Annotated in this window: 23 protein-coding genes and 1 pseudogene; 10 read left to right on the plus strand and 14 right to left on the minus strand. The window is 47.1% G+C overall.

Annotated features, from left to right (window positions below):
• Positions 1–79: 79 nt before the first annotated feature.
• Positions 80–397, minus strand: a complete 318-nt coding sequence (gene trxA, locus DXZ20_RS12785; RefSeq protein WP_163668323.1) for a thioredoxin — start codon at positions 395–397, stop codon at positions 80–82.
• A 215-nt stretch (positions 398–612) separates the two neighbouring features.
• On the opposite strand from trxA, the gene fabG reads away from it, so the two are divergent.
• Entirely contained in the window at positions 613–1,359 is a 747-nt protein-coding gene (fabG, locus tag DXZ20_RS12790; RefSeq protein ID WP_006517947.1) for a 3-oxoacyl-[acyl-carrier-protein] reductase, read from the plus strand.
• Positions 1,360–1,412: 53 nt separating this feature from the next.
• On the opposite strand, the gene DXZ20_RS12795 is transcribed toward fabG, so the two are convergent.
• Positions 1,413–2,582 (minus strand): site-specific integrase, encoded by a 1,170-nt coding sequence (locus DXZ20_RS12795; protein WP_163698570.1) that lies wholly within the window; start codon positions 2,580–2,582, stop codon positions 1,413–1,415.
• Positions 2,583–2,696: 114 nt separating this feature from the next.
• Between DXZ20_RS12795 and hemH the strand changes: the two genes are divergently transcribed.
• Entirely contained in the window at positions 2,697–3,860 is a 1,164-nt protein-coding gene (gene hemH / locus DXZ20_RS12800; RefSeq protein WP_006517949.1) for a ferrochelatase, read from the plus strand.
• A 61-nt stretch (positions 3,861–3,921) separates the two neighbouring features.
• Here hemH and DXZ20_RS12805 read toward each other — a convergent pair whose 3' ends face one another.
• Positions 3,922–4,476: a DUF4126 family protein gene (locus tag DXZ20_RS12805; protein ID WP_163668329.1), complete on the minus strand. Its 555-nt coding sequence runs from the start codon at positions 4,474–4,476 to the stop codon at positions 3,922–3,924.
• A gap of 179 nt (positions 4,477–4,655) precedes the next feature.
• Between DXZ20_RS12805 and DXZ20_RS12810 the strand changes: the two genes are divergently transcribed.
• On the plus strand, positions 4,656–5,285 hold the full coding sequence (locus tag DXZ20_RS12810) for a rhomboid family intramembrane serine protease (RefSeq protein WP_348918248.1): 630 nt from the start codon (positions 4,656–4,658) through the stop codon (positions 5,283–5,285).
• On the opposite strand, the gene hrcA is transcribed toward DXZ20_RS12810, so the two are convergent.
• The 3 genes from hrcA to DXZ20_RS12825 all read right to left on the minus strand — a co-directional run bounded on the left by hrcA (position 5,243) and on the right by DXZ20_RS12825 (position 7,905).
• Positions 5,243–6,331: a heat-inducible transcriptional repressor HrcA gene (hrcA, locus tag DXZ20_RS12815; protein ID WP_163698572.1), complete on the minus strand. Its 1,089-nt coding sequence runs from the start codon at positions 6,329–6,331 to the stop codon at positions 5,243–5,245. The two genes, DXZ20_RS12810 and hrcA, sit on opposite strands and share 43 nt — an antisense overlap.
• Before the next feature lie 241 nt (positions 6,332–6,572).
• Positions 6,573–7,052 carry a 2Fe-2S iron-sulfur cluster-binding protein gene (locus tag DXZ20_RS12820; protein WP_006517953.1) on the minus strand — a complete coding sequence of 160 codons (480 nt, stop codon included), beginning with the start codon at positions 7,050–7,052 and terminating at the stop codon, positions 6,573–6,575.
• Positions 7,053–7,167: 115 nt separating this feature from the next.
• Complete coding sequence (locus DXZ20_RS12825; RefSeq protein WP_163668333.1) at positions 7,168–7,905, minus strand: hypothetical protein; 738 nt, start codon at positions 7,903–7,905, stop codon at positions 7,168–7,170.
• A gap of 303 nt (positions 7,906–8,208) precedes the next feature.
• On the opposite strand from DXZ20_RS12825, the gene DXZ20_RS12830 reads away from it, so the two are divergent.
• The 3 genes and pseudogenes from DXZ20_RS12830 to DXZ20_RS12835 all read left to right on the plus strand — a co-directional run bounded on the left by DXZ20_RS12830 (position 8,209) and on the right by DXZ20_RS12835 (position 11,349).
• Positions 8,209–9,249, plus strand: a complete 1,041-nt coding sequence (locus tag DXZ20_RS12830) for a LysR family transcriptional regulator (RefSeq protein WP_163698573.1) — start codon at positions 8,209–8,211, stop codon at positions 9,247–9,249.
• Positions 9,250–9,309: 60 nt separating this feature from the next.
• A pseudogene (locus tag DXZ20_RS38500) lies at positions 9,310–9,414 on the plus strand (4-Cys prefix domain-containing protein); the annotation flags it as partial.
• Between the two features lie 3 nt (positions 9,415–9,417).
• Complete coding sequence (locus DXZ20_RS12835; protein WP_250565745.1) at positions 9,418–11,349, plus strand: protein kinase domain-containing protein; 1,932 nt, start codon at positions 9,418–9,420, stop codon at positions 11,347–11,349.
• 102 nt (positions 11,350–11,451) lie between these two features.
• On the opposite strand, the gene DXZ20_RS12840 is transcribed toward DXZ20_RS12835, so the two are convergent.
• Positions 11,452–12,156: a Crp/Fnr family transcriptional regulator gene (locus tag DXZ20_RS12840; protein ID WP_163668339.1), complete on the minus strand. Its 705-nt coding sequence runs from the start codon at positions 12,154–12,156 to the stop codon at positions 11,452–11,454.
• 693 nt (positions 12,157–12,849) lie between these two features.
• Here DXZ20_RS12840 and DXZ20_RS12845 point away from each other — a divergent pair.
• Both DXZ20_RS12845 and DXZ20_RS12850 read left to right on the plus strand, forming a co-directional pair.
• Positions 12,850–13,404, plus strand: coding sequence for a hypothetical protein (locus DXZ20_RS12845; RefSeq protein ID WP_163668341.1), 555 nt, complete (start codon positions 12,850–12,852; stop codon positions 13,402–13,404).
• 573 nt (positions 13,405–13,977) lie between these two features.
• A complete protein-coding gene (locus DXZ20_RS12850; RefSeq protein WP_163698577.1) occupies positions 13,978–14,892 on the plus strand; it encodes a cation diffusion facilitator family transporter in 915 nt (304 codons plus the stop codon).
• Positions 14,893–14,906: 14 nt separating this feature from the next.
• Here DXZ20_RS12850 and DXZ20_RS12855 read toward each other — a convergent pair whose 3' ends face one another.
• On the minus strand, positions 14,907–15,227 hold the full coding sequence (locus DXZ20_RS12855; RefSeq protein WP_163664869.1) for a hypothetical protein: 321 nt from the start codon (positions 15,225–15,227) through the stop codon (positions 14,907–14,909).
• Positions 15,228–15,321: 94 nt separating this feature from the next.
• A complete protein-coding gene (locus tag DXZ20_RS12860; RefSeq protein WP_163664867.1) occupies positions 15,322–15,999 on the minus strand; it encodes an HAD family hydrolase in 678 nt (225 codons plus the stop codon).
• Between the two features lie 431 nt (positions 16,000–16,430).
• Between DXZ20_RS12860 and DXZ20_RS12865 the strand changes: the two genes are divergently transcribed.
• Positions 16,431–17,024, plus strand: coding sequence for a cob(I)yrinic acid a,c-diamide adenosyltransferase (locus DXZ20_RS12865; protein WP_250564953.1), 594 nt, complete (start codon positions 16,431–16,433; stop codon positions 17,022–17,024).
• A gap of 51 nt (positions 17,025–17,075) precedes the next feature.
• Positions 17,076–17,669 carry a dCTP deaminase gene (gene dcd, locus DXZ20_RS12870; RefSeq protein WP_163664865.1) on the plus strand — a complete coding sequence of 198 codons (594 nt, stop codon included), beginning with the start codon at positions 17,076–17,078 and terminating at the stop codon, positions 17,667–17,669.
• A gap of 56 nt (positions 17,670–17,725) precedes the next feature.
• On the opposite strand, the gene DXZ20_RS12875 is transcribed toward dcd, so the two are convergent.
• The 5 genes from DXZ20_RS12875 to DXZ20_RS12895 all read right to left on the minus strand — a co-directional run bounded on the left by DXZ20_RS12875 (position 17,726) and on the right by DXZ20_RS12895 (position 23,578).
• Positions 17,726–19,045, minus strand: coding sequence for an NAD-binding protein (locus DXZ20_RS12875; protein WP_163664863.1), 1,320 nt, complete (start codon positions 19,043–19,045; stop codon positions 17,726–17,728).
• A gap of 185 nt (positions 19,046–19,230) precedes the next feature.
• Positions 19,231–19,548: an HU family DNA-binding protein gene (locus tag DXZ20_RS12880; protein ID WP_163671673.1), complete on the minus strand. Its 318-nt coding sequence runs from the start codon at positions 19,546–19,548 to the stop codon at positions 19,231–19,233.
• A 276-nt stretch (positions 19,549–19,824) separates the two neighbouring features.
• Entirely contained in the window at positions 19,825–21,885 is a 2,061-nt protein-coding gene (locus DXZ20_RS38505; RefSeq protein WP_163698579.1) for an AMIN domain-containing protein, read from the minus strand.
• A 98-nt stretch (positions 21,886–21,983) separates the two neighbouring features.
• A complete protein-coding gene (locus DXZ20_RS12890; protein WP_163664859.1) occupies positions 21,984–22,796 on the minus strand; it encodes a hypothetical protein in 813 nt (270 codons plus the stop codon).
• Positions 22,796–23,578, minus strand: coding sequence for a PilN domain-containing protein (locus DXZ20_RS12895; protein ID WP_163664857.1), 783 nt, complete (start codon positions 23,576–23,578; stop codon positions 22,796–22,798). Before DXZ20_RS12895 ends, DXZ20_RS12890 begins: the two co-directional genes overlap by 1 nt.
• Positions 23,579–23,580: the final 2 nt, after the last annotated feature.

Below are 23,580 nucleotides of genomic sequence, written 5' to 3' on the forward strand. Positions count from 1 at the left end.
AGTCGTCACGAGCCCAGGCATGCCTGGGGACTCTCAATCATACCCGTTGCTACCAAGCAGTTGAGTCAGCAGTTCCCAATTATAAATTCGGCCGTAATCGCGTAACCAATTGAGTAGCGTTCATGGCACCTTCAATTCGGTCCACTTCTTGACCATCCTTAAAGAGCACCATAGTCGGTAGCGCATGGATCTGATACTTGGATGCCAGCGTGTCGTAGCGATCCGTGTCAATTTTCACGATTTGCAGCTTATCCTGTAGCTCATCCTTAACTTTCTTCAATTCTCCTGCCATCAACTGACAAGGACCACACCAGGTAGCATAAAAATCCACCAGCGTAGGCTTATCAGACCCAGCTAACATATCCTCAAAACTAGAAAATTGTTGTTTTACAGCCATTGTCCTAAATCCAGGCTAGGTTCAGCCTTCATGCTAAGCGAGCCCCATCAAAATGGTGGGAATTTAAGGGAATTCTTGGCATTTTTATAAGCATTTGTAAGGTACTGGATTTTAGGCTAACTATTTGGGCCAAGATGGGCAGTGAAAAGAGGGTAATTGATCCCCAACCCCCAAAAATAATAGAGTGATCGAGCCGTTAACCATTTCCCCTCACCATGACTGGAGCAATGCAAGATCAGGTCGCTATCATTACCGGCTCGTCCCGTGGCATCGGTAAAGCAGCTGCCCTCGCCCTCGCCGCAGAAGGGGCCAGCGTTGTGGTCAACTATGCACGCTCTAGTACTGCTGCTGATGAAGTCGTTTCTGAAATAACGGGTGCAGGTGGTAATGCCATTGCCCTTCAGGCTGATGTCTCTAAAGAAGATCAGGTAGAGACCTTGATCAAGGGCACTATGGAAAAGTTTGGGCGCATCGACGTGCTAGTCAACAATGCCGGCATCACCCGAGACACGTTGCTACTCAGAATGAAGCCCGCCGACTGGCAGGCAGTGATCGATCTCAACCTCACAGGCGTATTTCTCTGCACCCGTGCCGTTGCCAAAATCATGCTCAAACAGCGTTCAGGGCGCATCATTAATATTTCATCCGTGGCCGGTCTCATGGGTAACCCCGGTCAAGCTAACTATAGTGCCGCTAAAGCAGGTGTCATCGGTTTCACAAAGACTGTGGCCAAGGAAATGGCAGGCCGTAGTGTAACTGTCAATGCCGTTGCACCTGGCTTTATTGAGACTGATATGACCAGCGAACTCCCTAACACCGAGGAAATTCTCAAGTACATTCCGTTAGGTCGCTACGGTCAAGTAAGTGAAGTTGCTGGACTCATTCGATTCTTAGCAGCTGATCCCGCAGCAGCTTACATCACCGGTCAGGTAATGAATGTGGATGGCGGCATGGTGATGTAATTGAAATTCAATTTGTAGGGGTGTTGGATGTAGGGGTGTTGCATGCAACGCCCCTACATGGGTGCCTTCATCTCATTTTTTGCTAACGCTGCCTGCACCGCCGCCTGCTGATCTCGGTAGGTCATCCAACGGTGGTACGTCCGATTGTGTACCTGTACCGAGTGGCCCATCATTCTGGCGGCGACGGCATCGGGTAGGCCCATTAATATAGTGCGCACAGCCCAGGCATGACGCAAGTCGTAGGGTGAAAACGGAATTTTGTAGCGACGAAACTGGGTGGTCACCTGCTGACCGACACGCTGCAAAGTCGTTGCATCTAGATCGGTATTGACGTTTGGGAGTTCACCAGTGGTGAGGTTAAAACGCTCTACCCATTCGGGGTAAAAGGGCCAAACTTCGTGGTGGCCGGTTTTGGTGGTTTCGCGGACAATGATTTCAGCGTTAGGGGTGCAGGTGCGATCGCAAAAGAACACCTCATGGTTCCGTAAACCATAGGTAGCCATCATGCCGTAAACATACTGCCAACGAGGATTTTTTAGGCTGTCGTAAACTTCAACAATCTGTTCATCAGAAGGCAGCTCCCGTAATTGAGTTTGGCTATTGCCATAGTTACCCCAAAAGGACTTGAGATCTGTAGGCAGGTCTAAGTTTAGAAACTCTGCTAAGGCAGCTAAAGCGGTGCAGCAAATCTGACGGCTGCGGGAATTGGGCTTGGTACTTTGCACTGTGGCATAAATGGCCTCAGGCAAACTGAGGTTACGATGATGCTCCGCTGTGGCTTGCAGTTTCCGCAGGTAAGGCACGTAAGCTTTTTCCCACGTCGTTTGCAATGAAGCAGCTGAGGATTGTGAGCGCCGGGTTTCAAAAAAATACTGCTCAAAAGCATCAATCTGCGCAGATAAATCAGCCCCTGCCATGCGCAATCCTGCAACAACTCCCAGATAGTTGCGCCAATCAAAGGTGTTTTGCAATAACTGAGCCGCAATGATTTTAGCCGTTTGCTCACATTGCTTCAGCCCCGCTTTAGTCGCAGGCAACTTTAAAGGAACTCGCTGTTGATAGGGGCGTAGCTTAGGGCTACCAGGCCGTGGTGGCAACGTACCCCGCAGATTTAAGCGATCTCCTCGCCGTTCGATTTGCAGCCCTAATTTCGCAGCTTTTAAGCGCTGATTCACCTGCGCTAATGACTTATCTATGGAATGCGCTATGGATACATCCGCCATACTAAATGAAAAAAATTCTCAACTTCTACAAATCTGATATGCCTATCGAGTAGTTAGTTGTTACGATAAGTCAAAGATGATTAAAACTTCGTTTATAAAGGTAACTGCGCTGTCATGGGTCGTACTGGAGTCTTACTACTTAATCTTGGGGGTCCAGAGCAGTTAGAGGATGTCCGTCCTTTTCTGTTCAACTTGTTTGCTGACCCAGAGATTATCCGGCTCCCATTTCCCTGGTTGCAAAAACCTCTCGCTTGGCTAATTTCCACTAGCCGTGCGAACAAATCCCAGGACAATTATAAGGAAATTGGGGGTGGCTCTCCCCTACGCCGTATTACTGAAGAGCAGGGAACGGCTCTCAAGGATTACTTACAAAAACTGGGGCGCGATGTCAAGATTTATATTGGCATGCGCTACTGGTATCCCTTCACTGAAGAGGCTGTTGCTCAAATTAAGCAAGATGGCATTGAAGACCTCGTTATTTTGCCTCTCTATCCTCAGTTCTCCATTAGTACTAGCGGCTCTAGTTTCCGCCTGCTAGAAAAACTTTGGCAGGCTGACCCCGCCCTACAGAAAATTAACTACACCCTGATTCCGTCTTGGTACAACAGCCCTGGCTATGTCAGAGCTATGGCAGATTTGATCATTCAAGAGCTGGATAAACTACCAAATCCTGAAAGTGGTCACATCTTCTTTAGCGCCCATGGTGTACCCGTTAGCTATGTCGAAGAAGCAGGTGATCCATACCAGCGAGAGATGGAGCACTGCGTTGACTTAATCATAAAAGCGGTCAATCGTCCCAATGACTTTACACTGGCTTATCAAAGTCGTGTAGGCCCCGTAGAGTGGCTACAGCCCTACACAGAAGATGCCATTGAAGAGTTGGCAGAGAAAGGCATTGATGACCTTGTGGTTGTGCCCATTAGCTTTGTATCTGAGCACATTGAAACTTTGCAGGAAATCGATATTGAATATCGCGAGTTGGCTGAAGAATCTGGCATCAAAGGATTCCACCGAGTTCCTGCCCTGAATACCTATCCTGTCTTTATTGAAGACATGGGTAACATGGTGGTAAAGGCTTTGGAATCTCCCCGTAAGCTATTTTCTGACGCTGCGCAGTTGCAGAAACAGGTACGTATTTACCCTCAAGATAAGTCTGCATGGGGGTTAACTCCCTTTGCCGAGGTCTGGAATGGTCGCCTAGCGATGGTGGGTTTCTTGGCACTACTGCTGGAAATGGTAAGCGGTCATGGGCCGCTGCACATTGCTGGACTGATGTAATTCTGCAAGAGCAATACAAAAATGCCGGAGGGTGGGCAATGCTCACCCTCCGGCATTTTTATCACCGTTTTTTCTGCCATTGCCGCCAGACAGCTGAACTCCGGATAGCAAACCAAAGTAAAAATAAAGCGATTAGGCCACCTTGTTCCGGTGCATCAAAGGCAAAGAATACCAGGCAGATGCAAAGGGCATCTTCCACAAAAATCATCCACATGGGCGGGCTGTTAAAACGATATAGCCAACCCACTTGAACCATTTGAATAACCAAGGCAAGCACGCCCCCGGTCACGGCTAAAAGGACAAGGGTGAGGCTGTCATTGATATCAGCGAGGCGTGCGATCGCAACGCCAGCAATTGTGCCAACAAACGGACTGATAAACAGCTCCGCACTTTGCAAAAATCGACGACTGACCCGATCTTTAGAAATCGTCAATTCTAGCAGGGACCAAATCACCAACACGGCAACCACCAACATCTGAGGAATGTTGGCCAAAATTGGCACAGCGGCCCATAACTGTTCGCCTGAAAACAGGCCAATCAGCAGTAATGGTAACGCCAGTCTGAGGCCAGTGGCTGCCGAAATCGAGAGCACCGCTAGCAGTTCTGGAAGGATCACGTCGTTTCTGTAAATGGAGTGAAGGGAGTCAAACGTGAGATGAGGGTGGTGACGCAGGTAGGGCGGTAGAAATGCAAATTTGCAAGAGAAGCGAAGGCAACTTTACGGTAGTTGGCTTAACCTAGGAACTAGTGGTTATTCCAAGCCTGTGCCGCATAGGTTGCCCACATCCTGAATTAATGCCATCTCAAAACATGTCATCCGATCGTCCTCTCTTATCTGAACTGAAATCTGCTACCGTAGCTCGATTTCAGCTATTGGGTATCATTTTGATTACCCTATGGTGTATTGAAATTATAGATTTTTTAGTGTTTGGTGGGCATCTCGATCGATACGGTATTCGCCCCCGTTCTATAGATGGGATCTGGGGAATTCTCTTTGCCCCATTTCTCCATGGTGGATTTAATCATTTATTAGCGAATACAGTACCCATGCTCACCCTCAGCTGGTGGGTGATGCTGCGCTCTATCGACACCTGGATCAAAGCCACAGTGATGATTACGATCCTGGGGGGAGCAAGCACATGGTTATTGGGCAGTCTCTTTTCTCTAGGTTCAACCGTCCACATTGGGGCCAGTGGCCTAATCTTTGGCTATTTAGGATTTTTAGTAGCCCGAGGATATTACGAACGAACGATGGGTGCGATCGCAATATCCTTATTTATCCTAGTTACCTATGGCGCAATGTTTTGGGGAGTTTTACCCACACAACCTGGAATTTCCTGGGAAAGCCACCTTTTTGGCTTTATCAGTGGCATTGTCGCCGCCTACTGGTTAACGTCTAAGCCTGACATAATCTCTGATAGATAACTAGATGTGGCTTCAACAGCTGCAATTGTATTTTCATACAGCATCCGAGTGGGTCCCATCACCCCCACACTACCCAACGGCAGAGAGTCCCGATTATAGGTCGCTGAAATCAGAGCACAGCTTTGCATTGGCTCCAGCGGATTTTCCTCTCCAATCCAAATCTTAAGCAGCGGGCTATCGTCTGAGTAGATCAAGGGCCATAGCTGCTCGCGTCCATCTGCCAACAACGACACCAGGTTTCTCAGCTGACTTTGCTCTGCAAACTCCGGCTGACTCAACACATCCGCTACACCTTTTACCAAAATATGGGTTTGGGGCTGACGCTTACGGCGCGACAGGTCATCAATGGCCTGACAAAGGGCTACAACATGATGTTCGGCTGTATCTACTTCATCCCAATCTAAGCTAGAGATCTCAGACAGCTGCCTGCCACATAGCTGAGCGGTTAAAAAATTGGATAAAATCTGTAGCTCTCGATCCAGCACTTCCTCGTCTTGGGTTCCCCCGGCCCCCGTAGTGCCTCTAGGCAAACTAACCACCATAGACTCAGTACCGTAGCTATCTAAGACCACCACTAAAAGCACTTGCTCAGCCGATATTTGCACTAGCTGTAAGTGCTTGACCACCATTTTTTCTAATACAGGCATGGTCACTAAAGCCACATAGCCACTCAAGTGAGCCAGAATGTGAGCCGCTTCCTGCAACAAGGCCTCAATGCTCCATCCCTGCCAATCTAGATGCTGTGACAAAAGTTGATCGATCCGCAGAGCCGTTGGCCTTGAAGGCTTAATCAGCTGATCCACATAGAGCCGATATCCTGAGTCAGAAGGCACTCGCCCTGCTGATGTGTGGGGCTGATATAAAAAACCAGAGCGCTCCAGTGCCCCCATGACATTTCGCACTGTGGCCGCACTGACATTTAAGTCATAGGCATCCAGCAAGGCTTTGGACCCCACAGGCTCTGCTGTCGACACATAGTGGCGCACAGTGGCACGCATCACATTTTGTTGACGGAGATTAAGATCCCTAGATTTATCGACAGCCATCAATATCTAAAAATACAAGCAGCCACATCAAGTATTATCTGGCCGAGCCCTCAATTAAACCCATACTAAAGGGTGCTGTTTACCTAGAAAGCTCAATAAGATACTAAATCTTTTAATAAAGATATTAAATTGTCTTTCTCAAAAAGACCTTGAAGACTATGGGCGTAAACATATCGTTACAAAATAATCTAAGCAATACAGGGACCTGCCTACATAGTGCCGTCTACCAGATACCTACATTCTAGGTACTGTGGTTGAAATACTCGTTCAGGTTTAAATCGGCACCATTTGCAATTTTGCGTAGCATCGACCGGGTAATTAATTTGCCCTGTTCTACCAGCACTGCACCAGTCAAAGGGTGTAGTAAATCTTGGTCGGCTCGACGACCAATCAGGGACTCAATGTCCTTGATGGAGTTGACGTACATGCCAGGGGGTAACTCCACCACTACACCATTCCCCTTCACCCGAGCTTGACAGGCTAAACGAGAATTGGCTCTACAGGAAGTAATAATTGCTAGGGTACGTTGCTCTCGTCGACTGATGGGGGTCAATTCATCCATGCCTTCATTGACATAAACGTGACAGGTAGCACACATACCTCGTCCGCCACATTCCTTTAATACAGTTAACTCTTGATGCAATAAGACCGATAACAGGTTGCCGTTAGTTTCAACGGCACTCTCCTGAGCAATCGGTTCTAACCGAACTGTCTTTACCATAGGTGTTTAAATATCGAGCAAAAGTTTCCACTATTCACGTAAACATAGTGATTGGCAAGTGTTTAAAATTGACTCAGTTTTTGGTTTACCGCCACTAATATCCGCCAAACAATAGTTAGCCACCAAACAGCAGCTGCCAGTGCTCTTTAGGTAGTGTCTGCTCCACTAATACGTCGTAATCTCGAATAATACGGGTACATCGCTGATGAAATCGCTGAGTCCACAGACGAATCTCTGTGAGCTGTTCCGGCGAAAGTTTTGAATCTACATCCTTCACACTGATCGTGCCATCAACAGAAATACAAAATTTCTTCAGCCAGACCATATCCTGGGATTGATAGGTGCGCCAATGATTAGCCACCAATTGCGTGCCTAAATATCGACTCGTTACCTGACTAAGACTATTCATCGCCGCTACAACATCATCAACACTAGCTGTTTGCCGCTGTGCAGAGAATGTTGTGGCAGGAGTTACATTGTCGGCATGAATGGACTGTATGCTCTCAACTAACGCTAAATAGTCAGCTTTAATGAACTGCATTAGCTCACTGACCGACTTCGAATACTGGCTAGAGAGTGCACCTTCACTAAAAACTAGTAAGACAGCTCCGCTCTCAACCTTGTGCAACTCCACCTGATACGACCCAAATTGAAATGCACAAAATTCTAGCGAGGTGGGCGTTGTCTTGATAATCTGTTGAATTCCTTGTAGCAGTAGGGGATTTTTATCAGGCCCGTTCCCTTGAGGAAAGCCAACGCTATAAGCGTGATTGGAGGTGTCATTTAAAGGCACCAGACTAAAACCAATAATACCGGGCAGGTCTAGAAAATTTTGAATTAATTGGAACTGCATATAAGCAAGACTAGAGCAGATAGAATATGACCACAAACGTTCAATAAAATCGGTAAACTCATTGACAAGCTTTAAAAGTTTTCCTCACAAAAAATACTTTAGCTAACGTTTTGAGTTATTCTCCCCTCATAAGGAATGAATGATCTACGTATCCTGTGGACTTTAACGTGCTAGTAAGTGTGTTAAGCAGCGACAGGGTAGCTCTATTTGTTAGATACTTTAAAGTGCTCTTATTTAGTAGAGGCCCTTATTGATCGTGCCACGGATTTTGCTTGAAATACCGGCGTTAACACCCTAACCGTTATGTCTGACCTCCCGTTTACGTTAGATCAACTGCGCATTCTAAAGGCGATTGCGGCAGAGGGTAGTTTCAAGCGAGCTGCCGATAGTCTGTATGTATCTCAGCCTGCCGTTAGCCTGCAGGTACAAAATTTAGAGCGTCAGTTGGATGTCCCTCTATTTGACCGTGGTGGTAGGAGAGCACAGCTCACTGAAGCGGGATATTTGTTGCTGGAATATGGCGATCGCATCCTCAGTCTTTGCCAAGAGACCTGTCGCGCCATTGAGGATTTGCAAAAACTACAGGGGGGCACTCTGATTGTGGGGGCCAGCCAAACCACAGGCACCTATCTACTACCAAGGATGATTGGCCTGTTTCGTCAACGCTATCCAGATGTGGCGGTACAGCTTCATGTGCATTCCACTCGCCGCACCTCTTGGAGTGTCGGCAATGGCCAGATTGACCTGGCGATTATTGGGGGTGAAGTCCCTCCAGAACTACAGGATTCGCTGGAAATTATCCCCTACGCTGAAGACGAACTGGCGTTGATTATGCCTGTCTTCCACCCACTGGCCAGTAGTCAAGCGATTCAGCGAGAAGATCTCTACAAACTAAAATTTATTTCCCTCGATTCCCAATCTACTATTCGTAAGGTAATCGACCAGGTACTCACCCGGTGCGGCATTGAAACCCGGCGGCTAAGAACCGAAATGGAACTGAACTCCATTGAGGCCATTAAAAACGCCGTTCAGTCTGGGCTGGGAGTGGCCTTTGTCTCAATCTCAGCCATTGAGAAAGAATTACAGATGGGAGTATTGCATCGAGCCAAAATTGACTCAGTCGTAGTCAAACGAACCCTATCGGTGATTTTTAATCCCAATCGCTATCGCTCAACGGCAGCTGGAGCTTTTACCAAGGAGATTCTGCCTCAGTTTACAAACCGGGAAATTGACTTTGACCAGCGCTCTGATCGCAAGAAAAATGGGGGAAATCAGGCAGCACCCGCTAAAGCAGATACCAACGGCAAGCAAGTAGACCAAAAACCTGTTGAAGAGAGCAGTTAAGCTTTAGTTAAGCTTATTCTTGGGCGTTGCCACTTGAATACGTCGTCACGTTGCTGCTCCATGCAATTACACTGCACTAGACCCGGCTGTTCTCGACCAGTTAACTTCCATCCAAACCTAAAGGATTCGCTTCAAACAGCGTCTCAGCTCTTTTGCACGAGCTGTGGCATGCCGTTAATTTTAAGAGGACGGTATTTGCCACAGCGACTTTTAGGTCAAGGGGGGTTTGGGTCAGCTTATTATGCGTGCGATCGCGACACCCCCACCTTACGTCCCTGCGTTGTCAAGCTATTTCAACCATCAGCCCAACTCAACCAACAACAATTAAAGATTGCTCAGAAGCTCTTTGCCCGTGAGGCTGAGGTCCTAGAGCGTCTAGGTAATCAACATCCACAAATTCCCGATCTCTACGCCTATTTCCCCATCGTGGTGAAATCTCCATCATCGGGTCAGGATGAAGAATACTTTTACCTGGTCCAAGAATTTATTGATGGTGAAGACTTAGACCAAATTCTCGATCGGCGCGGCACCTTACCCGAAAGGGCAGTTAAAGCTATCCTCATCTCTATTTTAAAAGTCCTGGATTTTGTCCATAGTAACGGAGCTATTCATCGCGATATCAAACCTTCTAACATTATGAAAACAGTTGATAATCAGCTGTATTTGTTAGATTTTGGAGCAGTCAAACAGGTCACTGGAGCCGCTGCATCAAATCGTTCAACAGGCATCTACACCACAGGCTACGCACCTCCCGAGCAGGTTACCGGTGGACAAGTTTTTCCAGCGTCCGATCTCTATTCCTTAGCCGTTACCTGCATTATTTTATTGACTGGCCAAGAAACAGCAGATCTATTTGATAGCTATAGCAGCGAGTGGCTTTGGCAAAAATACATCACCCTTGAAGACAAAAATCTGGACCATGTCATCACCAAACTACTAAGTGCTAGTCCTCAAGATCGATATCACAGTGCCCAGGCCGCCTTAGATGTCTTGATGCCCAGCATCAGTCATTCGGTATCTGGTGCAGCGACACCTACGCCCCAAACACCGACGTCACCGTCACCACCTCAGCCACTCAACACAGCAGCCTCCCCAAACCCTGTTTCAACTCGCCAAACCAAACCAGGAGTCATACGGTCATGGATGCTCGGTCTGGCTCTACTCGTCGCATTGGTAGCTGGAGGAGGTTGGTGGATAAAACAAAAGGGTCTGTTTAACACCCCAACATCACAGCTATCCGACATCAAGCCAGCAGAAAAATTTGCAGATGTCGATGTACCAACCGGGCAATTCACCTATGGTGGTAGCACCACTTGGGCTCCCATTCGAGGCATCATTGATCCTCAGCTACAGCAGGCTATTCCGGGGTTACAACTAACCTACCAAGCACCCAGCAATCAAGCGCCAGGGTCGTCTGCTGGTATTCAAATGCTGATCAAGGGTGAACTAGATTTTGCCCAGACATCGCGCCCTCTCACTCAAGCCGACAAGCAACAGGCCCACCAACAGGGTATAGCGTTACAAGAAATTCCTGTGGCCATTGAAGGTGTTGCCGTCGTTACCCACCCAACGTTACCACTTTCAAATTTGAGTCAGGCTGACCTCCGGGATATCTACACTGGCCGTGTCAATAATTGGCAACAACTCGGTGGCCCTGATCTTCCCGTTGTACCCATTTCCCGTGATGATGCAGGTGGCACCGTGATGTTTTTTAGCCAAACCGTGCTGAATGGAGAAGCCCTAAGTACTCAGGTACAACGCAGCAATAACACGACTGAAGCGATTCGTCTCACAGCTAACACACCAGGCGCTATTTACTTTGCATCGGCTCCAGAAGTCATAGGTCAGTGTACGGTCAAACCGCTCTCCATCAATCAACAGCCTCCGTATCAACTCCCCTATATTGATTTACAAAACTGCCCTAATCAGCGCAATCAACCCAACCTAAAGGGATTTGAGTCAGGAAACTATCCTCTAACGCGTCAAATTTATATTGTGTCAAATATCGATAAGCCCATTGGCCAAGCCTATGCAGAGCTAATTTTATCGGATGAAGGTCAAGCCGCTTTAAGCAGCGTAGGGTTTGCACGCCTGCAATAATCCTAAGGAACCGTGCCAAGCTCCACAAATTCTAGAAACACCAAAACGTAGGGGGGTGCATGCACCCCCCTACGTTTTGGCAAATAAAAATAAACTCAGCTCTTATCCCTGTTGCTTGAGGCTGGCACTAAAAGGAATACTAATCAAATTTTCCCCATGGCTCTGAATTAGACCCCGCTGACGCAATTTGCCCATCAGACGTGTGACGGTTACTCGGGTTGAACCGATAGCACTACCAATTTGAGCATGGGTTAATGGGAAGGGCAGGTAATAGCCATTTTCACAGGGCTCACCGTACTCATCAACCAGTAGAGTTAGAAAACCAAGCAGGCGATCGATGGTACGACGCTGCCCCAAAGTACTTAACCAAAGCAATTTACGCTGGTGCTGACGACGAAATGCGTCTAGCACCTCACGACGAAAATGAGGCCACGTGTCCAAATCGTTCCAGTAAAGCCAAACGATAGTTGTTTGATCTACATGGGAAAAACTTTGCAGGGTAAATGGTGGCTGCGCAACGATCTCAAACGGCTGACCTGCACCGACAAACCCTAGGAATGCTTCTTCAGCTGCCACCAAGGGGACCCTGGCAGATGAACTCTTCTGCTGCTTTAGCGTGGCGCTAACCTGAGCGCTTCCAACTAAGCGCACAGCTCCCTGTTGCACTAAATAAAGCAGTCCAGGGCGTGTCGGAATCCTCTCATCTTTACTAAAAGTGCGGCATCGATAGTGCTCTTGCGCCCAATCCAGAATGCGTTGCCATACATGAAATGGCCGAGCGTCATCTGATGGGATAGATGAGGACATGGAGGAGGTGCTGGAAGTTGTCGATAATTCAGATAGTGTCATTTACCTAGTGTCAAGCCATAGAGTTTGTAGACAAAACAAACAACCTGGAAAGCTTCCGATTAAAGAAAATTCCAGTTATCGATACGCCCTGAAAGTAATCATTTATGTAAATTAAAAAGAAGTAATTTAAAGCTCTATGTCAACTACCAAGGAACCACCATATCTGTCAACCGTAAAACCACGATCAGTATACGGAACAAACATGTCAAGTACATTAATACAAACGACTAACCTGGTTGGCATCCTAAAATTGATTTCTTTATATTTACTTCAGCTTTTATTGAAGTAGATGATTGAAATACAACCATTAACCTTCAGTAAAGCTAAAAAGGCCTGAACAGAGTCGGGTCTGTCCTACTTACTTTGACTATTACAAATATGACATGGTTTTCGTTAAAACGGACATTGCAGTCTAATCTAGCTTCCTCGATTGAAGTTCTTAATCCCATCAATCAAGATGTACCTAGATTAAACCTTCATACTCACCTTAGGTATTCAGCAGTTTTGTTAAGCATCGGTAAAACCACACAGATTTGTCATCAGAATATTCCCTTAAAAAAAGTTAACTGTAACGGAACAGTTACATACATTTCTGCAATTTCACGGAAGTTGGCGACAATCTGGCAGCAGCCAAGCGATGACATCGCAAATATGCTGTTATCGATCTTACGCCAACAAACCACTCCACCCCTATGGTCTAGTGTTCATAAGACCAGGGATGGTTGGTTGGAGTTCGTCATTTCTCAGCGAGGAATGGCACAGTGGCAACAGCAGCTAGAACAGTGGATACTGCCCTTGGCACCATCGCCTTGGCCGATTACGCCTGAAGACCTATGGCAACTGCAATCTGCTTATGAGCTGTGCTGTCGATGGCAAACCCGTGATCATCAGCGCGATTTTTTAACTACAAGAAGCGCTGCAAGGAGCATCGAAAGGGGCCCAACGGAAACATTTCAAACTTCCTGGTCTCCTTTACAAGCTCTGATTCATTGTTTGTTGGATATCTGCGATCGATGGCATCAGACAACCTCACCTCAGCTTTTGCGACAGGTTCAACAGCTTGTCCTGGCATTAGCAGCCTGCACTACGCCAATCAATCAATCACCAGAAGTCTTTGCCCTTAGACCTTGGCTAGAATCAACTCGAATTGTCTTGAAACAGTCTGTGAACGGCAGATTAGGCTACCAACTAGCTGAACGATTGTAGGTACTCTAGATATCTAACCTATGCAAACCTGCCACGGGGGGATGACAAAGTCCACGATGTGCCCTAACATATGGATGTGTGTGAGGAGCGAACCAGTGAGGGTACCGAGACGAAACACGGCCAGTCGTCGGTACCCTTTCTGCTTTTAAAATTTTCAATTAGTCAATCAGATACACTTGCTTCTCCCACATCCTTCTTAAAAGATTTAGAAAAGCATTCGCTGCAACCAACTTTTCTAAACTGCTGTCAAGGACTCGTATAGCTATTCGTATTGTTTGAATATTGAGCTGAAGTTTCTGTCTGCTTTTGTCAGCAAGTTACAGACGTTTGAGAAACATATGATGAGCGATGGCATCGGCTCGTGATGTCTTTGCCTGTCAGACCTGAAATTAATTTAGGGGCATCAGGTCTATTCTTACTATATTTACTCTAGCTACTGGTTAAATCAGTAGCTTTTTTATTGTTTCCTATAGGTAGGATCCAATGTTCATGGCTCATACGACATCTTGACTGATAGCGTTCGGTAGGGAAAATCATGGCTAACCCCACATTCAACTTGAAAGAAAATCCCCCATGTTCATAGATGCTGGGCAACAAAGGCAAACATGCTACCGCCTATTGCTCATGATGCTCTGGGCTAATTTAGTGATTTTGACAATTGAGGTCATAGCGGGTTGGGTCAGTCATTCTGTATGTCTATTAGCAGAATCACTCCACACTCTGATTGATGTATTTAGCACGGCTCTAAGTTTGACAGCGGTCGCTTCACCGCATCGTCCATTAGGACGCGAAATATGGGGCCATGGTCGAGGAGAAGCAGGAGGGGCATTAATTCTAGCAGCTACGTTAGGGTTCTTTGGCGTCAGCCTATTAATCATTGCTTTAGGGCAATTTCAACTAGCAATGCAAAAGATTACGACTCCTTTTCCAGTAGAAGTGACCGTAGCGCTGATGCAGTTGATGGCTGCCATGGTAGCCATTGCCTTAACGTTAGCTTTATTGGTGTCTTACCAAGGCAGATATCTAAATAGTTTGGCCCTTAAACTCACGACACAACATGTCTTAGGCGATGGCTGGCTCAGCATCATAATGCTGTTAAGCTTGGTAGGTATCTGGCGTGGTTATACTTGGCTCGATCCACTGCTTGCGATCGCACTTATCATCTTCACCCTTCACAGCTTCTGGCGCGTCCTAGACACCCAACTACCCACATTGTTACGTCCCACTGCCATTGCACCTGAAGCGATTGCCCAGGTAGCGACTAGCGTAGAGGGGGTCACCCGATGCAATCTCATTCGGTCACGGGGCATGGTCGGTCGCCAAGTTTGGATCGAACTTTATCTGGCCGTTCATCCAGAATTTTTAGCCATGTCCCACACTATCGGTGAACGTGTGGAAAATGCGTTACGCCAGCATTATGGACCAGTAAATACCCAGATTTGGGTAGAACAGGCCTACACACCACCCCCCGCTAGAAATTATTACTAGCCCTACCCCCACTCCTACTCTTCACTATCTCCCCCGCCAATCTTCGTTGCATTGGTCAGCTCGACTAAATTACTGGCAAACTCTTCAATTACCTGCTGGTTATTCGTAGCAAACATACGGGCCATCATGGCAATGGCAGCCAGCCGTTTAAGCCTTTTGTGGAGGGTTTGCAAGCTAGAACCATCCGTATGGGTTAGATCTGTGCTGAGGTCATCAAGTTCTAGCAGGACATCTTCCCGCTGTTCCTTAGGAAATGCTTGCGCTAGTTGACGCAAATTCACTAAACGGTCTTGGACCGTCTGTGACTCAGGCGAATGTTCAGAAGCGTTGCTCATAATGGAAATCCATAACTAATCCCTTCCTAGCATCTAAGAGTCTGGGACGTCCTTGCAACTCATCATTGACTGGCCCTGACAAACGTTCTAAGCGCTATCTTGATGCTGTACCTGCCACATCCGGATCGCCAACATAGGCCAGCAATCGGCTATCGGTAAAATCTGCAATCGTACACTGGGCTCCTAATTGACATAGGATCGTGTCGCTATGGGTAGACGTCACGCCAATAGTGGGAATGCCCGCCGCAGTCGCTGCCTGAACACCCGTGGGGGAATCTTCAAACACAATTGCCTCATCTGGAAGCAGCCTCAACTGCTCTAATGCAGTTTGATAAGGAAGCGGATCAGGCTTACCTTTAGGTAAATCATCCGCAATGACAATAGGATCAAAAACACCGTTTAAGGCCAGGGTTTTCAGCATAAATTCCGCATTGGGGCGGGGGGCATTTGTCACTAGGGCAATGGCATATCCTTTCTGCTCAATGGAGTGAAGAAAGTCGGTCAGCCCTGGCATCCGCTGGAGTTGATTCGCGGCCATTTCTCGAAACTGAGCTTCTTTATCAGCAATAAAAGCTACTCCTGCTTCCACTGAAAGCTGCGGTAAGAGATCTTGCACAATATCAGGGTTAAGACGCCCGCTGATAAAGCGATCATAAAATTCCTGGTCGACGACCATGTCATGGGATGCCAGCAATGTCTGCCACACTTGGAAGTGAATTGGATCGGTGTTGGCCAGGGTGCCATCTAAGTCAAATAAAACTGCTTTTAACATTGGAGTGGCGTTCTAAAAAACGATATAACTCTTCGACCATAGCGTGGGTTAGCCGTTGAGAGCTGTGTCGTGGCTATCCTCAAACCCTGTGTTACGATAGCGACCTACGAGACTTGAACGATGAAAAAACGGATTAAAGCAGATAGAGCTAGCGTGGTGATTGCGATCGCAACTCTTACCCTGGTGGCCGTGGTGGCTTTAGCGTCCCCAGCTTTCGCAACGTAGATTCTCCCTCCCATCAGATAGTACATCTTAACTATATAGTCTATATAGCACTAAGCCTGAGCTATGCAAGGTTGGGGCATCCATCACCAGTGGTGAGTATCATTATCTTTGCAAGAAAATCATCATGTTAAGTAGCTGCTTAAATCTGTCAGGTATGCGCTATATTTAGGGCTCTACTGAGAAAGTGCTACTAGATATAGCGTTTTATGGTTCAACAGCTGAGGGTAGATCAGAATGCCCGCCGCCCATCCCGCCTCTCGCCTGTTCCTGATGTTTCCCAAAGCATTGCCAGCGGGGAGCGTCACCCATTTTTACAAGCCCTTGAAGGATCAATACGGGTATTTACATCTGTTCATCGCAGCTTTTTTACCAATGTCATGGTTCAAGCCCTGCACTCTGCAGACCAAGGTATGACGGTACTAGTAGCTCAGTTTCTCAAAGGCGGTATTGACCAAGGCCCAGGTCACATGACCCACATGGGGCAAAACTTAGACTGGTTACGCTGCGGGTACGCTGGTTGCATTTTTGAAACTACAGACGATGCCGATGCCCAAAGGGCAGTAGGTGAGCTGTGGTCCCATGTCAAGTCAGTTGTACAAAGCGATCAATATGGTTTGGTCATGCTAGATGAGCTCAGCCTTGCCATTGAATACGGTTTAATTCCCGAAGCAGAGGTACTCGATTTACTTAAGCACCGCCCCACTCAAATGGATATCATTTTGACAGGCCCTAAGATGCCCTATTCAATTCTGTCAATGGCCGATCAGGTCACTGAGTTCCGCCGTGAGTTTTTGCCCTAGTCAAAAGGCAATCAAGCCCATTTCCATATGGTGAGTCGTGAGTCGTAAACAATGATCAAAAATGATGCTTGGATCAACACCATGGCCAAAGAGGGCATGATTGCGCCCTTTGAAACCAAACTAGTGCGACGGGTAGACCTAAATGGTGCCAACGTGCCCGTCATCAGCTACGGACTATCTTCTTTTGGATACGACATCCGCTTATCACCTAAAGAATTTCGGATTTTCCGTCATATACCAGGCACGGTCATCGACCCTAAACACTTTAATCCAGAAAACTTGGAGCTCACTCAGCTGCAACGTGATGAATCCGGCAGCTATTTCATATTGCCTGCCCATTCCTACGGCTTGGGAGTAGCCCTAGAGCGACTTGCGATTCCCGACAACATTACTACTATTTGTATCGGCAAAAGTACCTATGCCCGCTGCGGGATTATCGCTAACCTGACACCAGCCGAAGCCGGCTGGCGTGGTTACCTTACATTAGAGTTTTCCAACTCCTCCAGCGCAGACTGCCGTATCTACGCCAATGAGGGCGTCGTGCAGCTTTTATTTTTGGAAGGGGATCCTTGCCAAATTAGCTATGAAACTCGCCAGGGTAAGTATCAGGATCAATCAGAAATGGTCACCCTGGCGCGGGTTTAGTTAACCGATACTATATATAGAGACGGTTCGTTGTAGAGGCGTTCCATGGAACGCCTCTACAACGAACGCCGGAAGTTAAACCAATTCTCAGCCCCATCTCGTCGCCATTGCCCTTCACACCAACGGCAATGTTTCCATTGATCAATCGCTTGATAAATAACATCCAGCAATGTGCCAGGTCTAAAACTAGCAGTTATCCATGGGCTCAAGGTCTGCATATCAGGTTTGTTACCCAAAGCTGCTGCCAATGTAGGAGCCCCATCCCCCATCAGATGCATCCCAATAATCTGCTGACCTAAGATAATAAGTTTGCAAAAATTAATCTGTGCAACATTTTCAGCCATCACTGGCAGACAAAATGCCTGAAATATCTGCACATCACGCCCATAACATCGTCTCGCCTGGCGCTCCGTCAAACCCCAGCGGCCAATGGGGGACAATAAATTAATTCCATACAACACCCGCTCATATTGCATCGTTAATCGTCGCCCAAACAAGGCATTGACCAAAGCAATACTTATTTCTTGCTGGGTCAACTCAGGACGATTCTCTCCCCCCAGACTACTGCCAGTCACATAAAGCTGAGACCATTGTGTTTGCAGACAGACATTAACCGCCATGGGAACATCTGAAGCAATACCAACATTGCTTAAAGCTAGCGTCTCCCAGGCATAGGGCTGAGGTACAATCACCAATTGCTCAACATTAAATTTTTCCGCCTTAAACTGGCACTCATCAGATCCAGGGGAATTATGCGAGAAAATGACCTTAACACCTATGCTCCGAAGCTGAGCCGCAGCAAGACGTTGAATATCTTCATCTTCCGCTGGTAAAAGCGACCGATCTTGCAAAATGAGAACGACCTTGGCATGATGACTCAAAGCATAGGCCCATTCCAGAGCTGTTGCACCATATCCAATCACGCCAATGCTTTTAGGAAGTGTCTCAAGTTTTGCTAACTGATGGCATAAGAGACCAGTCGCCATGGGACCTGATGTGGCATAACCATCCGTTAGCAAATATCCCTTTGCCTTAAGATAACGATTTGCTAGTTTCAACCGTCGCCCTCGTGTGAAACTAGCCGGTTCAAGGATTACATCCACACCTTGGGAGTTAAGTGCCGCAGGAGAAAGAACTGTATGGGCACATTGCAAAGCAACCCAATCACGCCAAAAAGCCCAACGTTTCTTTGGTGTTGAAGTAGACCCAGCATAGCTAAGTGCTGCCAAGGTGTATCGAGTCATATCACTAATCTGCCAGTGCGGCGCGATCAAAGCGACCCGAGCACCTTTTTGAGCTGCAGTACAAGCAGCCATCCGACTGCTGAGACTACCCCCAAAAATCGCCAAGTCATAATCTGTGTCGTAGATTGCCATACTGTCCCATCAACGTCTGTCACATTGCTTTGTATTACAAACAACCTTTAAGACAGCTAAAAAGAAGTGCCGCTACAACTAAAAGCGGTTTGAGTGTAGTTGCAGAATAATTTCTGACAATAACACTGCCAATACGCAAAGTCGTAACGACACTATTAATAATTTTCTAATTACTTTTGACCAGCTTACTTTTTAGCAACCATTTCCTTGAATAGCTTACCTGCCGAAAATGCGGGCACAGTAGTAGCTGGGATAACCATAGTATCGCCAGTTTTCGGGTTACGGCCCTCACGTTCTTTGCGGTGGCGAGGCTCAAAAGAGCCAAACCCTACCAGTGTTACCTTCTCGCCATCGGCAACCGCTTCCATAATAGACTCAACCGCTGCAGAGATGACTGCATCAGCCTGCTTTTTAGTAACAGAGGCCTTTTCAGACACCTTGTCCACAAGTTCACCTTTATTCATCTTCGTCTCCTCGCAGATTAAAACCAATGAATGAACCATGTCCATGGTTGGACAAACAAGTCGAAAAACATAAGGAAAATCTCAACAGATCGCTGAAACCCCTGAGGCCCCATGTTTTCTCTGCCCTATTCTAAGGGGTACTTTGTCAGTATGGATCTATAAAACATTGAATTTATATGGATTTCAGCGATTTTTAGGAAAATTCATAGGATCTGTCCTCACAAAAGATACATTTTAAAGCAGAAAAATCTCTGAAAACCCTAAAAAATAAGGTCTTCAGAGATTTTACAAAAATGTTACAGAGGCTAACGTAAACTACTCGTCTTCTCCTAACAATTCCCGCACATCTTCCCCAGGTGTATAGCTATAGCCAAAGACACTCTCATCAGAGTCATCCAAAATCTGGGGTGTAACCAAAACAATTAGTTCACGGCGTTCATCTTCATTTTGTGTATCTCTAAATAAAGCACCAATTAGGGGTAAATCACCCAGAATTGGAACTTTACTGACTGTGACGCGATCAGTCTCTTGAATAATGCCTGATAGCAGTAACGTTTGTCCATCTCGAACTCTAATTTGCCCAGATGACAAAGCTCTGGTCGAAATTGGGGTCACTAGTCCCTGGTCTCCTCCTAGATCAATATCAGCCAGTGGAGATGAAATACTTGGCGCTACCGTCATGTTGACAAATCCATTATCGTCAATGCGGTCGATAAGAATCTGTAGTGTCAAACCAACGTCCTCGAAGTTAACAGTGTTAGTTTGCCGCGGAGGATCAGTGTTTGTGAAATTCACTGTAATGCTGCTTACAACCTGCTCAACTAGAGTAATGGCAGCATCTTGTCCTTCCTGAACAATCAATGTGGGATCGGTAATAATCTTGGCATGGCCATTTCTAATTTGGGCATCAATATCCAAAAAGAAGCTTGTGGCCAGCTGCGCTAAATTCCTTATACCAAAGCTAGCGTTTCCATTATCAACCTCAAACCCAAAATCCCCTGCACGAAAGCTAAGGCTAGTATCAACCTCTTCTATGGCACTGAGGTCAACATCGATCACCCTTACGTTGACAGCTACCTGACGACGACGAAGATCAAGCTGTACCAGCTGAGCGGTAGCAATTTCGATCTGGCGTGGAGTACCCACCAAGGTTACGGAACTAGTCCGCTCATCGCCAATCACCTCTAAACCGCGCAGCAAAGGTGCAGAGTCTTCATATTCTGCCCGCAGAATCTCAACTTCGGTTTCTAGTTCAGTTCTTTCAACTTCCTCGACTTCACCCACATCAGTCGTGGCCACAACCTCAGTAATCTCCTGCTGATCAGTGAACGCACTCTCAGCGCCCATGAAGACCAAGAAGTTAATCGCCGTTGCAACATCCACCTGGTTGAGACGAACACTGCGTATGTTTACGTTACGTGCAGCTTGAGGTAAACGGGGTCCAACAAAAATAGTTCTACCGACACGGTTGGCCTCAAGGCCAGAAATTTGCAAAACATAGTTGAAGACATTTTGCACAGGCTCATCTTCTATATCCAGAGTCACCTTAGTCTCTGCCTCTGCAGCACCTTCGCCATCTGCACCAGCCTCGGTGAACGCTAGGTTCAGGCCTGCTGCACGAGCCAATAGTGATAGTGCTTCACGGGCAGTTGCATCTCTCAGTACTAAACGGGGAACCCGCTCAGCCGTACCTAGATCAATAACATCTAGGCCAGAATTGATTTCAGATACCGAAATATCACCCACCGGAGGTGGAACAGCCTGGGGTAAAAATGGCGGTGCAACGTTGACTGATGGAGTTGGTACAACTTCGCCATCGATGATGACTTCGGGATTGGGGACTAAGATATCCGGTGTATCTGTTTCCGGCGTATCTGTGTCTGCCTGGGCGATATGGGTGGGTAGCAGAGTCTCATCGGTGACGGTTTCAATGGATTCGGGTAGCTCTGTAGGCTTGGGGATAGCATTGGGGCGTGTATCAAGACTTACGAGCAAGCCTTGACCATCAATCTTTTGCAAGTCAGCCACTGGAGCCGTGTCATTGCCCTTAATAGTTAACCTCACAGTGTTATCATTAAGGGTCTCTAATTGAATCGACTTGATCGTCGATGCAGGGTTCTGCTTGGTATAGGCCTTGCTGCTAGGTAACGTCAACTGAGCATTCGTGATGTCTGCCTGTAGCACATTATCGCGATTGACAGCAAAGATTTGAGGAGTATCACCGCCTTTAGTTGAAAGCAGCAACTCCATGCCAGTTTTAGTTACGTTAAGTTCAACGTCTTGAATGGCTGTAGCAGCAGCTTCAGCAGACTGGGCTGTGAGGACGCTGATAGCTCCGCCAGCAATTAAACTTCCGAGTTTGAAAAAGCGTTTCACAGTTCACTCCTTAAATCTTAGTTAGCGTACGTCAATGCCTAGGGATGGAATTTTGAAATTGGATAGGATTTACCAATCCACTGATCGGAGACTATCTACTACTCCGCAGGGGTTTCACCCTCAGGTGGCGGCGGTGGTGCAATTTCTGGCGGCACATTCGGATCCCCCGTTGGGATCAGCGCATTTACCTCAAAGGAAGTATTGATGCGCTGTTTTGGTTGCCCCACCACTTGTCCCTGGTTGTTAAGAACAGTTTCAGTTACTAACTGTCCTGCACCTAAGGAGAAATTCCTCAGCAACAGTAAAGGCTCTAATCGCTCAACATTGCCCAAAACTGCCTGAGTTTGACCAAAGTCCCCTGAAAACTGAACGTCATAGGTCTGACGTTTCAGTTTTCCATTCACCTCTTCCCCCAAACTGCCATCGTCAATAACAACTTCCTCACTGGGAACGAAGCTGTTTAGCTGAGCCTCAACTAAAATCGGCGGAATGCCACGGGTCTTAATCTGATTACGTTCTGCGGCAATCGTCGCATTACTATTCTTGATGCGCTGGTTAATGTCTAACAACAGGGTGTCCATTGAGGACTCATCTGCAAACAAGGAATAGACATTCCGCCGCTGAACCAACGCAACATCTCGGGCTTCTTCTAGCTTGGCAATCTCTTCAAGGCGTTCAGATTGAGTAGCCAATTGTTGCTCTTTCTCAGCAATAGCCTCTCGCAATTCTTGATTGCTTTGACGAACGGGTTGAACAAAGCGCTGGAAAAGAAAAATGGCTAAGCCAATGCCCGCCAGAGCAGCCAAAATCCCTAAAACCTTGGGAGTCAGCTCAATGCCAAAGACGACAGGGTTTATCGGCTCATCATACAGCTCATCTTCGGCTGGTATAAAGTCTCCGCTTAATGTCATTATTCGAGCACTCCTGTCTCTAAAAGGGCTTTTAACCTAGATGAAAGACCTACAGATGCTTGCTGATTTTCAAGTTCAGCCAGTAGTCGATCAAATTGTTCAGTAGATACACTCTTGATATTGCCTGCAATTGTGTAATTGACAAGCTGTGTAGGCTCATCCCGTTGAGCTTCTCCTGGGCATCGGCCTAAAACCTCTGACCCCAGGTTAGATGTGGTTAGGGCCACTGTTTCACCTTCTAGAAACGGTGAATTTTTGAGGGTCAGAACAAAGTCATTGACATCATCAAAGGAACAGGCTGTACCATTAATGCTGATGCCACCAGCCTCAGGGACGACGGGCTCCCCTCCATCTTCAACAGGTACGGCTTCACCTTCGGTTTGACTCACCTGGGTGAGCTGTGCCCGAGTAGGGATGCGATTTTGAATGTCTTTAACAATAGCCGACCAGGGTCGAATTTTAGTAAACACGCTGGCCAGGGCACGACTCTCGTCACGGGCGGCAGCAGTCTCGGCCTTAATGCGATCAACCTCAGCTAGCTTTGCTTGTAGCTCTGTCAGTTGACTGTCTAGTTCAGCCTGGCGTTTTTGCAAGTTTGATTCTTGATATTTCAGTAAGCCTAAAAAGCCACCGACGCCAGCCAAAGCGGCAACTAAGACACCTGCACCAATAACAATGGGGGTGCGATCGCTAGTGGGTTGCTGTCGAACAATGGGCGCTCCGGTAGCCACTACAGGGCGCTCTTCACGATCATTGAGAAAATTAATATCGATGCTATACATGT

Origin of the sequence: Adonisia turfae CCMR0081, from assembly GCF_011009555.1 — a bacterium.
Taxonomy (GTDB): Bacteria; Cyanobacteriota; Cyanobacteriia; order Phormidesmidales; family Phormidesmidaceae; genus Leptothoe; species Leptothoe turfae.

Excerpts from the sequence above, each read along its gene's own strand:
- trxA (WP_163668323.1), bottom strand. The coding sequence starts at position 397 with ATGGCTGTAAAACAACAATTTTCTAGTTTTGAGGATATGTTAGCTGGG.
- fabG (WP_006517947.1), top strand. The coding sequence starts at position 613 with ATGACTGGAGCAATGCAAGATCAGGTCGCTATCATTACCGGCTCGTCC.
- DXZ20_RS12795 (WP_163698570.1), bottom strand. The coding sequence starts at position 2,582 with ATGGCGGATGTATCCATAGCGCATTCCATAGATAAGTCATTAGCGCAG.
- hemH (WP_006517949.1), top strand. The coding sequence starts at position 2,697 with ATGGGTCGTACTGGAGTCTTACTACTTAATCTTGGGGGTCCAGAGCAG.
- DXZ20_RS12810 (WP_348918248.1), top strand. The coding sequence starts at position 4,656 with ATGCCATCTCAAAACATGTCATCCGATCGTCCTCTCTTATCTGAACTG.
- hrcA (WP_163698572.1), bottom strand. The coding sequence starts at position 6,331 with ATGGCTGTCGATAAATCTAGGGATCTTAATCTCCGTCAACAAAATGTG.
- DXZ20_RS12820 (WP_006517953.1), bottom strand. The coding sequence starts at position 7,052 with ATGGTAAAGACAGTTCGGTTAGAACCGATTGCTCAGGAGAGTGCCGTT.
- DXZ20_RS12825 (WP_163668333.1), bottom strand. The coding sequence starts at position 7,905 with ATGCAGTTCCAATTAATTCAAAATTTTCTAGACCTGCCCGGTATTATT.
- DXZ20_RS12830 (WP_163698573.1), top strand. The coding sequence starts at position 8,209 with ATGTCTGACCTCCCGTTTACGTTAGATCAACTGCGCATTCTAAAGGCG.
- DXZ20_RS12835 (WP_250565745.1), top strand. The coding sequence starts at position 9,418 with ATGCCGTTAATTTTAAGAGGACGGTATTTGCCACAGCGACTTTTAGGT.
- DXZ20_RS12840 (WP_163668339.1), bottom strand. The coding sequence starts at position 12,156 with ATGTCCTCATCTATCCCATCAGATGACGCTCGGCCATTTCATGTATGG.
- DXZ20_RS12845 (WP_163668341.1), top strand. The coding sequence starts at position 12,850 with ATGCTGTTATCGATCTTACGCCAACAAACCACTCCACCCCTATGGTCT.
- DXZ20_RS12850 (WP_163698577.1), top strand. The coding sequence starts at position 13,978 with ATGTTCATAGATGCTGGGCAACAAAGGCAAACATGCTACCGCCTATTG.
- DXZ20_RS12855 (WP_163664869.1), bottom strand. The coding sequence starts at position 15,227 with ATGAGCAACGCTTCTGAACATTCGCCTGAGTCACAGACGGTCCAAGAC.
- DXZ20_RS12860 (WP_163664867.1), bottom strand. The coding sequence starts at position 15,999 with ATGTTAAAAGCAGTTTTATTTGACTTAGATGGCACCCTGGCCAACACC.
- DXZ20_RS12865 (WP_250564953.1), top strand. The coding sequence starts at position 16,431 with ATGGTTCAACAGCTGAGGGTAGATCAGAATGCCCGCCGCCCATCCCGC.
- dcd (WP_163664865.1), top strand. The coding sequence starts at position 17,076 with ATGATCAAAAATGATGCTTGGATCAACACCATGGCCAAAGAGGGCATG.
- DXZ20_RS12875 (WP_163664863.1), bottom strand. The coding sequence starts at position 19,045 with ATGGCAATCTACGACACAGATTATGACTTGGCGATTTTTGGGGGTAGT.
- DXZ20_RS12880 (WP_163671673.1), bottom strand. The coding sequence starts at position 19,548 with ATGGTTCATTCATTGGTTTTAATCTGCGAGGAGACGAAGATGAATAAA.
- DXZ20_RS12890 (WP_163664859.1), bottom strand. The coding sequence starts at position 22,796 with ATGACATTAAGCGGAGACTTTATACCAGCCGAAGATGAGCTGTATGAT.
- DXZ20_RS12895 (WP_163664857.1), bottom strand. The coding sequence starts at position 23,578 with ATGTATAGCATCGATATTAATTTTCTCAATGATCGTGAAGAGCGCCCT.